The 13,037-nt window shown below is 33.4% G+C and carries 15 protein-coding genes; 6 read left to right on the top strand and 9 right to left on the bottom strand.

Annotated elements, in window-relative coordinates; genetic code table 11:
- The 3 genes from NBW37_RS02085 (at position 1) to NBW37_RS02075 (ending at position 3,224) form a co-directional block, all read left to right on the top strand.
- Complete coding sequence (locus NBW37_RS02085; protein WP_250296721.1) at positions 1–411, top strand: hypothetical protein; 411 nt, start codon at positions 1–3, stop codon at positions 409–411.
- A 306-nt stretch (positions 412–717) separates the two neighbouring features.
- Positions 718–2,136, top strand: a complete 1,419-nt coding sequence (locus NBW37_RS02080; protein ID WP_250296720.1) for a phage portal protein — start codon at positions 718–720, stop codon at positions 2,134–2,136.
- Positions 2,137–2,201: 65 nt separating this feature from the next.
- Positions 2,202–3,224: a S49 family peptidase gene (locus tag NBW37_RS02075; protein ID WP_250296719.1), complete on the top strand. Its 1,023-nt coding sequence runs from the start codon at positions 2,202–2,204 to the stop codon at positions 3,222–3,224.
- On the opposite strand, the gene NBW37_RS02070 is transcribed toward NBW37_RS02075, so the two are convergent.
- From NBW37_RS02070 to NBW37_RS02045, 7 genes are all read right to left on the bottom strand, one after another.
- Positions 3,219–4,045, bottom strand: a protein-coding gene (locus tag NBW37_RS02070; RefSeq protein ID WP_250295841.1) for an IS5 family transposase whose coding sequence is annotated in 2 segments (ribosomal slippage) — positions 3,219–3,658 and positions 3,658–4,045 — 828 coding nt in all. Because the reading frame shifts where the segments join, the coding sequence is not laid out codon by codon here. The two genes, NBW37_RS02075 and NBW37_RS02070, sit on opposite strands and share 6 nt — an antisense overlap.
- 320 nt (positions 4,046–4,365) lie before the next feature.
- The gene (locus tag NBW37_RS02065) at positions 4,366–5,163 is read right to left on the bottom strand and encodes a hypothetical protein (protein WP_250296718.1); all 798 of its coding nucleotides are present in this window, start codon (positions 5,161–5,163) and stop codon (positions 4,366–4,368) included.
- A gap of 226 nt (positions 5,164–5,389) precedes the next feature.
- Complete coding sequence (locus tag NBW37_RS02060) at positions 5,390–6,262, bottom strand: Rpn family recombination-promoting nuclease/putative transposase (protein WP_250296717.1); 873 nt, start codon at positions 6,260–6,262, stop codon at positions 5,390–5,392.
- Positions 6,263–6,313: 51 nt separating this feature from the next.
- Positions 6,314–7,036 (bottom strand): DnaB-like helicase C-terminal domain-containing protein, encoded by a 723-nt coding sequence (locus NBW37_RS02055; RefSeq protein ID WP_256466280.1) that lies wholly within the window; start codon positions 7,034–7,036, stop codon positions 6,314–6,316.
- 4 nt (positions 7,037–7,040) lie between these two features.
- Positions 7,041–7,175, bottom strand: a complete 135-nt coding sequence (locus NBW37_RS07595) for a hypothetical protein (RefSeq protein WP_256466274.1) — start codon at positions 7,173–7,175, stop codon at positions 7,041–7,043.
- A gap of 283 nt (positions 7,176–7,458) precedes the next feature.
- Positions 7,459–7,725 (bottom strand): type II toxin-antitoxin system RelE family toxin, encoded by a 267-nt coding sequence (locus NBW37_RS02050; RefSeq protein WP_250296715.1) that lies wholly within the window; start codon positions 7,723–7,725, stop codon positions 7,459–7,461.
- Positions 7,701–7,937, bottom strand: coding sequence for a hypothetical protein (locus NBW37_RS02045; RefSeq protein ID WP_250296714.1), 237 nt, complete (start codon positions 7,935–7,937; stop codon positions 7,701–7,703). The genes NBW37_RS02050 and NBW37_RS02045 overlap by 25 nt, the downstream gene beginning before the upstream one ends.
- A 193-nt stretch (positions 7,938–8,130) precedes the next feature.
- Between NBW37_RS02045 and NBW37_RS02040 the strand changes: the two genes are divergently transcribed.
- The 3 genes from NBW37_RS02040 to NBW37_RS02030 all read left to right on the top strand — a co-directional run bounded on the left by NBW37_RS02040 (position 8,131) and on the right by NBW37_RS02030 (position 10,605).
- Positions 8,131–9,483 carry a hypothetical protein gene (locus NBW37_RS02040; RefSeq protein WP_250296713.1) on the top strand — a complete coding sequence of 451 codons (1,353 nt, stop codon included), beginning with the start codon at positions 8,131–8,133 and terminating at the stop codon, positions 9,481–9,483.
- Between the two features lie 61 nt (positions 9,484–9,544).
- Positions 9,545–9,973 carry an NUDIX domain-containing protein gene (locus NBW37_RS02035; RefSeq protein ID WP_250296712.1) on the top strand — a complete coding sequence of 143 codons (429 nt, stop codon included), beginning with the start codon at positions 9,545–9,547 and terminating at the stop codon, positions 9,971–9,973.
- Positions 9,970–10,605 (top strand): hypothetical protein, encoded by a 636-nt coding sequence (locus NBW37_RS02030; RefSeq protein WP_250296711.1) that lies wholly within the window; start codon positions 9,970–9,972, stop codon positions 10,603–10,605. The genes NBW37_RS02035 and NBW37_RS02030 overlap by 4 nt, the downstream gene beginning before the upstream one ends.
- Here the strand turns inward: NBW37_RS02030 and NBW37_RS02025 are convergent.
- Positions 10,596–11,630 (bottom strand): protein kinase family protein, encoded by a 1,035-nt coding sequence (locus NBW37_RS02025; protein ID WP_250296710.1) that lies wholly within the window; start codon positions 11,628–11,630, stop codon positions 10,596–10,598. The genes NBW37_RS02030 and NBW37_RS02025 overlap by 10 nt on opposite strands.
- Positions 11,631–11,638: 8 nt before the next feature.
- On the bottom strand, positions 11,639–12,853 hold the full coding sequence (locus NBW37_RS02020; protein ID WP_250296709.1) for a glycosyltransferase family 4 protein: 1,215 nt from the start codon (positions 12,851–12,853) through the stop codon (positions 11,639–11,641).
- Positions 12,854–13,037 lie beyond the last annotated feature (184 nt).

Here is a 13,037-nt window from a genome sequence, read left to right as displayed (position 1 = left end):
TTGTTAGAAGAAGGATTAATAGAAAAAGGAGTATATTTCAACCAAAGCTTACAGTGGATAAGAAATTTATCGCAAGGGTCAAAGGAAATGATAGAAACTTTGGAGAACAGGATACAAATTTTTGAACAAGCTCCAAAACAGGAATTGCAAGATTTAAAACAAGTGAGACAAAAGATATTAGATTTAAGAGAAGCGGTAGCTCGAGGGTTAGGAGTTTTATCAGAAGTGTTCTTAGGAGAGCGTATTTTATCAAGTATAAAAGAAGTGCAAGAGGTAAGAGCTTTAGTACAATCATCAGAACAAAGTATGCAAGCTTTAGCACAAGCGTTAACAGAGAGGCAAGTTGGTATAAATTTAGAGAATGCTACTGTACAGCCTGGTATAGAAGAAAGACAACCAATATTAGGTTAAGCACAGGGAAAATTATCTAAAAAAAAGAGGATTTGCTTCAACAGCAGATGCGAATGCTTATTGGAAATTAAAGTTACAGCACGGGAGAAAAACGTAAGAGTTGGTCAACTAATTACCAAGTATTCAAGAAGATTCAAGTTATAGAGAGAAGATTTCTACAGATGAAAGAGTGTAAGAAGGAATTTGTACAGGAGCTTTTTGCATAAAAATTCAACAACTTGTTAACCAAATGATAACTTCCTGAAACGTATGCAAAGATTTATTTGTGCAACAAGCTGCTGCATAATTGAAACAATCAGAGGCTAAATGTTATTGAAATCATTCAAACAATTATTCCGTAAACCAAAAATCAAGAGCTCAGCCCGGGATGCAGGAGGATCTGGAAGAAGATTTTTTCACTTTCAACCAGAGTCAGGAAGCATAAACAATTTGCTGTCTCAAAGACTTGAAACTTTACGAAGTCGATCTCGAGACATGGTAAGAAAGAACTCCTATGCAGCAAACATCATCGATACGATAGTAAGTAACTCTGTTGGGACAGGAATAAAGCCGCAGTCAAAGGCGAAAGATGCAGAGTTTCGGAAAAAAGTGCAAGAGTTATGGCTGAGATGGACAGATGAAGCAGACAGCAGTGGGATAAATGATTTTTATGGGTTACAAGCTTTGGTCTGTAGGAGCATGATAGAGGGAGGGGAATGTTTTGTACGGCTGAGAACAAGAAAACGAGAAGATGGTCTTTGTGTACCGTTGCAACTGCAAGTACTTGAATCAGAGCATTTAGATAATAAAAGCAATCAGACGCTCGGCAATGGTAATGTAATTCAGAGTGGCATTGAGTTTAATAGACTTGGGCAAAGAGAAGCGTACTACCTGTTTAGAGAACATCCAGGAGAAGGCTCGTTTGGCGAATCGGTGAGAGTGCCAGCAAATGATGTTTTACATATTTACAGACCACTAAGACCTGGGCAGATTCGAGGAGTACCATGGTTGTCCAGTGTACTGTTAAAGCTCTATGAACTAGATCAATATGATGATGCAGAATTAGTGAGAAAAAAGACTGCTGCAATGTTTGCTGGATTTATTACCAGACTCGATCCAGAAGCAAATATTTTAGGAGAAGGAGAAAGCAATGAACATGTAGTAGCGCTGTCAGGTTTAGAACCTGGGACTATGCAATTACTTGATCCAGGTGAAGACATAAAATTTTCAGAACCATCAGATGTTGGGGGAAGTTATGAAGCATTTATGAAACAGCAGCTCAGAGCAATAGCAGTAGGCACAGGGATAACGTATGAGCAGCTAACAGGAGATCTAAGTGGTGTCAATTATTCATCAATAAGAGCAGGGTTAATAGAGTTTCGGCGGAGGTGCGGAATGTTACAGCATAATATAATGGTATTTCAGTTTTGCCGTCCAGTATGGGATAGGTGGTTAGAATTAGCCCTACTCTCAGGAGAACTCGATATAGGAGAAGAATGGACAAAAAAAGGGGCAAAAGAAGTAAAATGGATACCACAAGGATTTGATTGGGTAGACCCGCTGAAAGATCAGCAAGCACAGCAAATGGCGGTAAGAAATGGGTTTAAGAGCAGGTCAGAGGTGGTATCAGAGCTGGGTTACGATATAGAAGAAATCGACCAAGAAATTGCTGAGGACCAAAGACGTGCGAGTGAACTGGGCTTAAGTTTTGATTCTGATGTGAATTCTAATGCTGAAATGATATAAAATTCTATTTCTATGACAAAAGGGTTTTTATTGCCCCAGACACAAATAAAAAATTTTAAAAACATATGACGACACAAATAAATTGGATGAATAAGCCGATGATGATAGAGGCGAGAAGTTTTGAATTACTGTCATTACAAGCAGCAAAACACCCTACGTTTAAAAACATAAAACATGTAACAAGAAATAGTGAAATGGGAATAAAAGTAATACCAATACATGGAATCTTGACGAAGAATTCAGAAGCTTTTGACGATATTTTAGGGATGACATCATATGAGAAGATACGTGAAGAGATAGAAGAAGCTTTAATAGATGAAGAAATAGAAACAATAATTTTGGACATAGACAGCCCCGGAGGAGAAGTAAACGGTTTATTCGACCTTTCGGACTTTATTTACGAAGCAAGGACAAAAAAGAGGATTGTGGCGATAGCAAATGATGATGCTTACTCTGCTGCGTATGCTATAGCTTCTAGCGCTGAAAAGGTGTATGTAAGCAGAACATCTGGGGTAGGAAGCATAGGAGTAATAGCAAGTCACGTTGATCAAAGTGGATTTGATGAAAAACAGGGGGTAAAGTATACCACAGTATTTGCAGGAAAGAGAAAAAACGATTTAAATCCGCATGAGCCGATAACGTCTGAAAGTCTGGAAAGCTTGCAAGGAGAGGTAAATCGCCTATATGAGATGTTTGTCCAGCTCATAGCACGAAACAGAAATTTGTCCATGGAAAGAATCAAATCAACCGAAGCAGGGTTATATTTTGGAGAAAAAGCAATAGAGATAGGACTTGCTGATGGAATCACAATTCTTTCATCTATTAATAAAAACAGGAGTATTACTATGAACGAGAAAACTACAACTGACCTAGAAACTGATAATTTAACTAATAAAATCAAGAATGACAGCTATCGTACTGAAGTTCTTGAATTAATACGATTATGTAATTTATCAAAGATGCCAGAAAAGATAGAAGAATTTATAAAACAGGAGATGAATCCAAAACAAGTACAAGAGGTATTAATGTCAATATTGGCAAAGCAAACAGAGAAAACAGAGATAATAGACTTCTTTCAAAATTCATGAAAGGAGCTCTCTATTGTGAATAGAGGCAATCAAATTAAATCTTAAGCCAAAACGTTTTCGTCGATTTCTATATCTGTCAGAAATGATTTTAAACCTTTTCAATAAGCCGATTACGTTTTCAACTACCACTCTTCGTATAGAGAGAGATCTATTTTCTGCTTTTTTCTCCTTTGATAAAGGATTCTTTTTTGATCTTCTATGTGGTAATTCAACATTTTTATGTATCTTTTGCATTCCTCTGTAACCAGAATCAGCTAGGATCTTAGTTTGCGGTAATATTGCTATCTTTGATTCTCTAAACATCCGAAAATCATGTTTTCTACCATTGGAGAAAGATGTACATACGACCTTTTTACTCTTCTTCTCTGTTACTATTTGTGTTTTTATAGTATGCCTTTTTTTCTTTCCAGAGTAAAAGCGCTTTTGCTTTTTTTTGGCCTTTCTACTGCTGTTTCAGTTCCATCTATTACCAAAACTTCGTATTCTACATTACTATTTAATAGATCTTTTTTTCCTGGTAATGCAAAATCTGGATGTTTTATTAATGTGTCTTCTACCCACCTTATTATTTTAAAACAGTTGCTTTCACTCATGCCATAACTTTGTCCTATATGAAAATATGTACGATATTCTCTCATATATTCCAGTGCCATAAGTAATCTATCTTCTATACAAAGTTTGCTTTTTCTTCCACTTCTAGCTTTTTTCCTTTTATCCTCCTCATCTAGAATTTCTACCATTCTCTTAAATGTTGATTTTTTTACCCCCGTTAAACGTCGAAACTTTTCTCCTTCTAACTTTTCTATTTCCTTATATTTCATGCTTCCAAATACTTGATCTTACTCTCTCTCCCTCAATTTTGAAAGAAGTCTAATGAGTACGATACCACAGAATTCAGCAGAAGACTTGATGATACAGGTGGCGAAAAATCGAGCAGGCATTTGAGACTCTTTACCGCGGTATATCACGCTAACCTTACTATTACCCACAAATATAAATGTTTGTTGCATAGCTCTTAATGGCATAACTTTTGCTTGAAATAACTGTTTATATGGTGCAATTTACAGCTTTTAGTTGCTAAAATTATAACTCTTAGTTTAATAATTTTAATCCAATAAGCTTTCAGGTTAATAAAATTAAATTATTTGAGTAAATACAATACTATGTTTTTATTTGTGGGTAATAGTATTAGCAGACTTATTTGATATAGATTATATCCCTGTACCGTCCTGAAAATTTGATATACCTCCTCCGCCGTTTTTCCTCTAGTAAGTAGTTCTTCCTCTCTCTCCTCACTAGTGTTTTTTATTATCAAATCGATGTGGTGGTCGACTTTTTCTTTCATACTCATACTGCTGTAGAGATGCTCATCAAAGGTTACCCAGAGATTTTTAACATACACCATTATTGATCTAATACTTTCGTGATTCTTGAATTTTGCAAAAACTTTTTCTATCGCTTCTTCTCTAATTGCGAGAACATCTGGCGCTTTTGACGTTTTTAAATCGCGAAATTTTTCTTTTACCACTTTCACAAAGTATCTTTCTGCTTCTTTCTGCGCTGAACTGGAAAAGATTTTCTTTGCTTTGTGCGGATTGAAAGGTCCTGAAAGATAGGTGCTATGCTCCGGAGGAACAGAAGTGCCATTTTTAAACCATCTTACTTCCTTATTTTTTAAAACTTGTAATAGTTCACTGGCAGTAAGGCGCGTTTCATCATCGAAAGTTCTAACTGGAAGCTTGCGCTCAACTGACTTCTCTCGCGCTTTTATTCTTCTTCTAGAGTTAATTTGTGCCCTGACATGTTTGCTATTGGTATTAATTACGTGAGAGCTGCCACGTATATTAAAGTTATGGGATATACGATAATACGAGGTCAAGCTTTTTTTTGCTTGACTACTCTTTTCGTTCTGATATTCTATTATTGCTCTGTCTTGCATAGGGCGTGTAGAATTTGTTTCGCAGCAGGAGTCTACAGGAAAATTTTTACCGTGTAAAGTGTAAGATTGCGCTTTACGCGGTTTTTTCTGAAATATTGAAATCACAACAACAAAGAAAAATTAATCCCTTCTGTTCTTGCATAGGTTTGTTTCTAATAGGTTGATTATGCTTTTTAAGGCATAAAGGACAGTTCTACTATAAATTAGTTAGTGTGTAAAGTAGAACCTAAGATTTTTTTGACTTTAGTTTTTCGATCTCGTCAATTGGAAAACCGGTAGATTCGGCTATTAAGTCAACAGATATGCCAGCTTTAAGTAAGTTTTTTGCAACTTCAATCTTTCCTTCAGTTCTACCTTTCTCTTCAGCAGTCTCAAGTCTGTATGCAAGAATGGCTTCTTCTTTTCGTAGATCCATTATTCTTTCGTCATATGCCACCAGATCTTTCTCACTCCAGTGTTCCTTGTTTAACTCCTCATACGCTAGATTTATTATCGGAGATTTTTCTGCTATATCTTTTAGGTCTTTCTCTGTAGTATCTTGTGCGTGTTTGAAAAAAAAGCACCAGCGTTCTACTGTACTTTCCAACTGTTCCACTTTATCTTTTTTGAATTTAGGTAATTCAATGAAGACAAATTGAAAACCTTTTAGGTAATGTCCATTAGTTTTTATTTCTCGTATATTATGAGTAGAAATATACTCAACTTCCTCAGGAAACAGAATATTATTAGAGATGGCAATAAAGAATACTTTCTTTAAATTAACATATTCGTTACCTCTTCCAGCTTGTCTTGAATAAGCTTTAGCAGCATATAGTTGTGCACGTTCTTGAAAGCTTTTATCGCGAGCAAGTTGCATCTCAATTACGTATCTGTGACCACTAGAATCTTTGCAAAGAACATCAACAATACTTTGCTTATCAGATGCAATCTCAGGATCCATAATGGTGCTGAGAAACTCAACTTCTTGTATAGTATCTACTCCAGTAAATCCTAAAATATCATTAAGAAAGTGAATAAGAATATTCTTATTTTCCTTGTTACCAAATATCCTTTTAAACGTTAAGTCGCATTTTGGATCTAGAAATTTAGAAAAAACCATAAGAGATTTGCTTGAAAATTATTAATATTATACACTATTTTCCGCGATCTTTCAACTTAATATTCTCCCTGTATTTACTTGATATGGCACTGTAACCTTTCCGGTTGACCCGCTGCGATTCTTTGCAACGTTTATCTCTAAGTCGTTGTTAGAATCAGCTTTATAGTAATTTTCTCTGTAGAGTAATAACACCAGATCAGCATCTTGTTCGATGCTCCCTGACTCTCGCAGGTCTGCTAATTGCGGTCTTTTATTTTGTCTATCTTCTACCTTACGGCTTATTTGTGACAATGCTACGATAGGAACATTAAAGTCTTTTGCTATGTTTTTTAAAGTTCTACTGATTTCTGTTACTTCAAGAGTTCTATTTTCGGTTACTTTCGATCCTCTAAGTAGCTGTAAGTAATCAATGTATATGCACTTCATTTTATATTTTCTACAAATTGATGAGATTTTTTTCTTTAGGATATTTAAATCCATATTTCCTGAATTATCGATGAGAATATTTAAAAAAACTATTTGATTTATTCCTTGATGTAGAAGTTCTGTATCTTGTTTCTTGATAATATTGTTTATTGTTTCATTTACTTCAATACTAATCATTCTATTGATTAACTGATTTGCTGACATTTCAAGTGAGAAAAAGCAGACATATTCTTGATTTTTCAGTAATTTTGCAGCTTGCAGAGCCATGTGTAGTGCTATTGAAGTCTTGCCAATTGAAGTACGTGCTGCAAGCACTGTTAATTCTCCTTCTTTTAAGCCACCAGTTATGGTGTCAAGCCTCTGTTGTTATTCCTTCTATTTCATTGTTGTTTGCAAGTAGTTTATCGATGTAGCTTTTATAAGCTTCAAAATAATCAATGATTGGTTTGATGTCTTCATCGACCCTGACCACTCCTTCCTGATCCATTCTCTACCTTGAACCGGAGGCTCCTCAAACTCTAAGTCTTGTTTTCGTCGCCTCTCCCCTAATTATATATTATATATATAATAATATATATATATAATATATAATTTATAGGGGGGTGTACCAAAAAAATGAGTTTTTTTTGAGCTGAGCGAAGCCACCTAAGGTAGAGAATGGATCAGGAAGGAGTGGTGTATAAAATATATTTAATGTTTATAGAATATCCTCTAATTGAAACAGGAAAAGTGATTACGTAAAAAATATATTTAATGTTTATAAAATGTACTTACCTCTTGTAAATGGTATCTCTATGTCCTATCTCTGTGATAACCACTATATGTTCTGATTGATTTACTCTGTAAACTACACGATAGTCACCTACTCTTAACCTTCTACGCCCTTTTAAGCCATAATATAGTGGTTCACCAAGGTTTATTGGATCAACTGTAAGCCGCTCATTTATTGCGTTTATAACCCTTAATCTTACTGTTTTCGGAAGATCTGGAAGATCCTTCTCAAGAACATTGTCTAGGAAGATAATAGTGTATCCCAATCTACGTCCTCACTTTTTGTCATTTTTGCACCTTCAACATCACGCTCATCAGAAATTTTAGATACTAAAAAATCCTCCATTTCGAGTTCAACTGCTTCTCTGAACAGTTTTTCTGCTAGTTCTTGAGCAGGCTGCTTAGTAAATTCAGATAATTCAGCAAGATATTTTGAAGTTTCTGGATCAAGAGCTATGTTAATTCCTAAGTTTGCCATACGTTTTACCGAATTCTACTACTGTAATCATTTTACAACATTTTTCTGAATTTTTCAATAAAGAAAGTTGATGATATGTAAAGAGAATTTTGTGCACCTGTGTTAATAAACTATTAATAATTTGGCATATACTAGAACTGGTCTTTGTTGATGTTAGGGAGAAATGACACAAAGGTTAATACTAAGCATAGTATTGCAAGATATTATCAAGAACAAGGAAGGTATGCCAGCGGCTGGCTACTGGATGTATTTCTATGATAAAAAAAGTCCCACAACTCTTCGTCATGCGTATTATAAAAACCAAGAGGGAAATGCCGTACCGGCACCAAATCCACTGCAGCTTGATGAAAACGGTGCTTTACCTCATAAATTATACTACTTTGTTGATGTTGATGATCCTGAAGATCGTTACACCGTAGAACTAAAGTGCCATTACGGCAATGCTGTAGCTCCTGAACTCATCTTTCATGATCTACCGTACTTTCAAGAACAACAGAGAGCTGATCCAGCTACAGCTATATTGTCTGATAACTTATTTATCGATGGTCAGTTTAATATTGGTCTACAAATTGATGATCGAGCTGGTTATGTTTCACCTGAATTTTCGCAAGTGCCGATTGCTGGGCTTTCATGGCAGTTTTTAAGGTCTTATGGTGATTCAGTAGCAATACAAGATAGAACTGATGTAGACAGGATTTTCATTAAAGACATTACTGAAGCTGAACGAATCGGTGAAGGCAATCCTCGTTTTTATTTGAACGTTATTTGCGAAAAATCCAGTGAAACAACACCACCTCTGCAGAAAGCTGTAACGTTTAGGAGCTCTAATGCGTTATGGGGAACTAATGCTAGAGCTTGGCTGAAGTTCTATGCTTGGGGAGGTGGTGATGATATATTAGTTAATGTACAGGCAATTCGTGATTTTGGTTCAAAATCATCAACACCGCCGCAAGTTATGTCAATTGATCAATTTTTAATTGATTCTGATACTCCGAAGGTTTATTACACTAGTTTAAGTTTGCTTGCCTTTGTAATACCTGCAGATATTGGCGATGATCAAAGCTTGACGTTGCAGTTTGTGTTGCCGCCGAATCGGACATTTAATTTCAAAGCGACAAATTTTTATTCTGCAGAAGTCTCATCGCCAATACATGCAGTTGATTTTAAATATCCAACACAAAATTCTGATTTAGCAAAATCTAATTTGTTGTTTTCGTCGTTTAAAGAAAATAAATATAGCATTGATAACAGTTACAATGAGCTAGTTTTTGCAATTGATGGTCTTAAGTTTGTCGATAATATTGGCGAAATAGTTTCCTACCCAAAAGGTGCAAAAGTCGACGAGGAAAAGATAAATCTGCTCAAGTGCGATGGTCGCACACTTGATGGAGCGGGTATTAGTCCGCTTGGCATTGAATACAAAAGACTATATGACAAGCTAGACTATACTCCAGTTACATTTGATATGCTGAAAACTGAAGACGTGCCAAATTGGTTTAATGCGATATCAAGTGAGTATATTAAGAAGTTTGTTGCAAATTTATAATCAACTATTTTGTATAATTGATTTTTTAGATTATTATATTAACTCTAATATTTTTGGTTTAATGAAAGATAATATTATTTATCACTCTCACTTAGGCGTATACGGTTTAATTTTAAAACCTAAAAGTATAGTTTTGGTGAAAAAAAGTCGAGGTCCTTACAAAGGGTTGTTTGATTTACCAGGTGGAAGTCTAGAAATTGCTGAAACGCTTGAAGAGGCGCTTGTAAGAGAAATTAGAGAAGAAACAGGTTGTTTAGTGAAACAATACGACCAAATCCAAACAGTTACTAGCCTATATCATTATAATGAAGACAATGTAAATAAATGTCTAAAACATATAGCAGTTTTATACAAAATTGAAATCATAGGAGAAATAAAGCGAGAATCTGATGGAAAAGATTCTGATGGTTGTATATGGCAAAGTATAGATACTATAAACTATAAAAAAATTTCTCCGATAGTTCATATAGCAAGTAAATTCATAAAATGAAGACTATTATTTTTATTACAGGTGTATCCACGGTTGGAAAATCAAGTTTGGCTCATATATTAGGTTCAAAGCTTTTTATGCCTAGGAATTTTACGATTCCACTAACTACTTGTAGAGAAAAAAGAATAGATGATGATCCTAAATATTTAATAAATTTGACTGCTGAGGAATTTCAAAAATCTCAATTTTTTATTAATTGTGAGACATATGGTATATTGAACAGTGATATAGAAAAATTTTTGAACTCAGACAGAAAAATAGGAATTTGTATTTGTGGACCCAAGGAACTATCTCAAATTAATATAAGGCAGAAAAAGTATTATAGCTTTAATACATTAAAAATACTACTGAGATACTCAGATACAGAAGTTGAAGAAAATAAATTACTTACAAAATCTATCAATGCTTATTTTCAAGAAGATCCAGCTTTAAAAAGGCTTTCTATTTCCCAAGAACTCAATAAATTATATTTTTTTAATAAATCTTATATTACGGAAAATATTGATTTAATCTTAACTCGTACTAATAATATTCAAGACTGGGTAAATATAATTAACAACAGAATAATGCATCAAACACTTGATACAATTAAATTAAATAGAAAGTCTGAAAAATATATACATTATAGATGATGACATAAGACCTTTTTCTCGTTTGTAATATTTTCTGTAATTCCCTTTTCTAAATGAGATAATAATTTATCTACGTTCAGTTTTGACCATTCGGGAGTCAATTTAGGAATTTTGAAAGTATAATAATCTGTCGAAAGCATTGCTCGGAGAGAAAATACAATTTGCCAATTCTTAAATGATTCACAAATCTTTTCTATATTTTTTTTTGGTAGTAAACCTTCTTCTAAAGTGTTGAAATAAGACTTAAGGAAATATTCAACTTTTTTTGAATCTGTTGATATAGGAGACTTTGAAACAGCTTGTAAAAGATCAATTAACTGAAATCCTTTAAGTTCGATTGAATCAAAATCAATAATGTTATAATTTAAGTTTTGATCCTCAATAACATTTGCAGTTGTGAAGTCATTATGTGTTATGCCTACCAAACAAGGTATATTAGACATATAATTTGTAAATTTGCTCTTACCTTCTAATATGCAATTAACCATTTTATGGTAAAATTTGCTACGGCTTGGAAAGTGGAATAAAACGCCTTCTTTGACTTCATTGCACCAATATTGATTTATTAGCTTAAATTCGTTATCAATAAATTTATTGATTTTGTCGGGCTGTAAATCAGTTTGTAAATTATGAAATCCTTTTATAAAATTTGCATACTTGATTACCTCAGGAAACGTAAATAAATTTGGTTCCTTTCCTTTAATATAAGTCATTAAAACCGCGCATTTTTTATTGTTATCAAAGTCTTCAACAAAATTCAGATTATTAGACTTGATGTAGTTTAAATTTGTAAATTCCTTAGGTATATCTTGGAAAATTCTTATTGAATTTTCTATATCAGACTTATGCTTTGTTTCAACGATTTTTAAGACATATAATGGCTTTTTCTCAATAAAGTTACCTACGAAAAAAACTGTGTTATCAAGCCCCTTGTCAGTGGGCCACAAGTCTATATCTTTGAGACTATAATTATCCTTTAAAAAATTTAATACATCACTTACATTATATACATTTATTTGTACCATATTTATTACTATTTTGCTAAGGATAAGTTTGAATCAATTCTGCTTTTATAAAAAGCTTTTAAAGTTGAAATAATCTTTGTACCCGAAAATTCTTTTAAAAGATGTTGATAAAAATGTTCAGTTAAATTTAATGCTTCTTTGGCTTTATAAAATTCTAATATTTTTGAAACACATTCTTTTGCAATTTCATTAATAGTATTTCCGTTAATGGTTAAACATAAAGTATTCTTGCCTGAATCTCTCACCATTTCGGGAATCCCTCCTTTTAATAAAGCAATGACAGGACGTTTCGACAACCCTACCTCGATTAATACACCAGGAAAATTATCACCTAAATAACATATAAGGAAAAGATCCCCTGCCTGCATAATTTTTGGCATTAAATCGTGATTTATGTAACCAGCTATATGAACGTGATGCTTTGTCTTATCATCAAATCTTGATAGCAGCCCTTCGGCAGAAAATTTATTATTAGCTGTTAAACTACTGCTATTCTCCTTACAGTGTCCAATGAAATAAAAATGAGCATTAGGTATTTGATTTATTATTAAGGGTATTGTCTCAATGAATATCTCAACCCCTTTTCTTTTTTCTACACTCCCTACAATAAATATATTAAAATCATCAGGATTGATTGGACATTTAGTATATTTTTTAAATAAATCAACAGCTTCTGCTCTAGTATTATTTATTTTAGAAAAATGATTTACATCAATTGGATTTGGTACAATAATGTGAGGAATTCCTAACCCTTGATTTTTAAGGACTTTTTCTTGAGTTAAATTATAAATGTAATTTGTAGGTGCAGAAAGGATATTACTATTTAGCATTTGTTTATGTTCTTTTTGCATCTGTAACGTTTTTATTTCATCAAGTTTTAAGTCATTTAATTCTGCTGTTACTGCAAGGGGTGTATGTATCCTGGTAATTTTTAATATGTTCTTATCACTTTCAGCCCTATAATAATTCGATAATAACCCCTCCCATTCGGGAGCTTCTATAGCAACAATATACTTTGGAAGTCTATACTTAATTTTATTTACTAATTTCATCACTTCTTTTTCAATTATATAACTGAAATCTACAATATTTAACTCTTTTTTAGCCTTAATTCTACTTATGTAACGTATTTCTAAATTATCCTGTGTTTCAACGAAATTTTGTTCAGTAGGCGATTGAGTGATCCAAATAATTTTTGTTGAATTTGGTACAGTATGTTGCAAATTTTCAGTTAAGTTTCCTAAATACGTACCTATACCTCCTTTAACTAAGTATTTATGATCTTCTGTAGAAACAAATATGTAATGTGTAATATCGTTGCTAGTATCTTCTTTCTTTTGCTTGTTTTCATAATAATTAATATTTATATTTCTTTAAGTAGTAAGATATGACTCAATTTTTTGTTAG

It is taken from the genome of Wolbachia endosymbiont of Oedothorax gibbosus, from assembly GCF_936270145.1.
Classification (GTDB): Bacteria; Pseudomonadota; Alphaproteobacteria; order Rickettsiales; family Anaplasmataceae; genus Wolbachia.
The sequence above is the reverse complement of the archived record's forward strand: the minus strand, read 5'-3'. Positions and strand labels throughout refer to the sequence as shown.

Bases quoted from the DNA above. Each gene is read 5' to 3' on its own strand.
- NBW37_RS02080 (WP_250296720.1), top strand. From the start codon at position 718: ATGTTATTGAAATCATTCAAACAATTATTCCGTAAACCAAAAATCAAG.
- NBW37_RS02075 (WP_250296719.1), top strand. From the start codon at position 2,202: ATGACGACACAAATAAATTGGATGAATAAGCCGATGATGATAGAGGCG.
- NBW37_RS02065 (WP_250296718.1), bottom strand. From the start codon at position 5,163: ATGCAAGACAGAGCAATAATAGAATATCAGAACGAAAAGAGTAGTCAA.
- NBW37_RS02060 (WP_250296717.1), bottom strand. From the start codon at position 6,262: ATGGTTTTTTCTAAATTTCTAGATCCAAAATGCGACTTAACGTTTAAA.
- NBW37_RS07595 (WP_256466274.1), bottom strand. From the start codon at position 7,175: ATGGATCAGGAAGGAGTGGTCAGGGTCGATGAAGACATCAAACCAATC.
- NBW37_RS02045 (WP_250296714.1), bottom strand. From the start codon at position 7,937: ATGGCAAACTTAGGAATTAACATAGCTCTTGATCCAGAAACTTCAAAA.
- NBW37_RS02035 (WP_250296712.1), top strand. From the start codon at position 9,545: ATGAAAGATAATATTATTTATCACTCTCACTTAGGCGTATACGGTTTA.
- NBW37_RS02030 (WP_250296711.1), top strand. From the start codon at position 9,970: ATGAAGACTATTATTTTTATTACAGGTGTATCCACGGTTGGAAAATCA.
- NBW37_RS02025 (WP_250296710.1), bottom strand. From the start codon at position 11,630: ATGGTACAAATAAATGTATATAATGTAAGTGATGTATTAAATTTTTTA.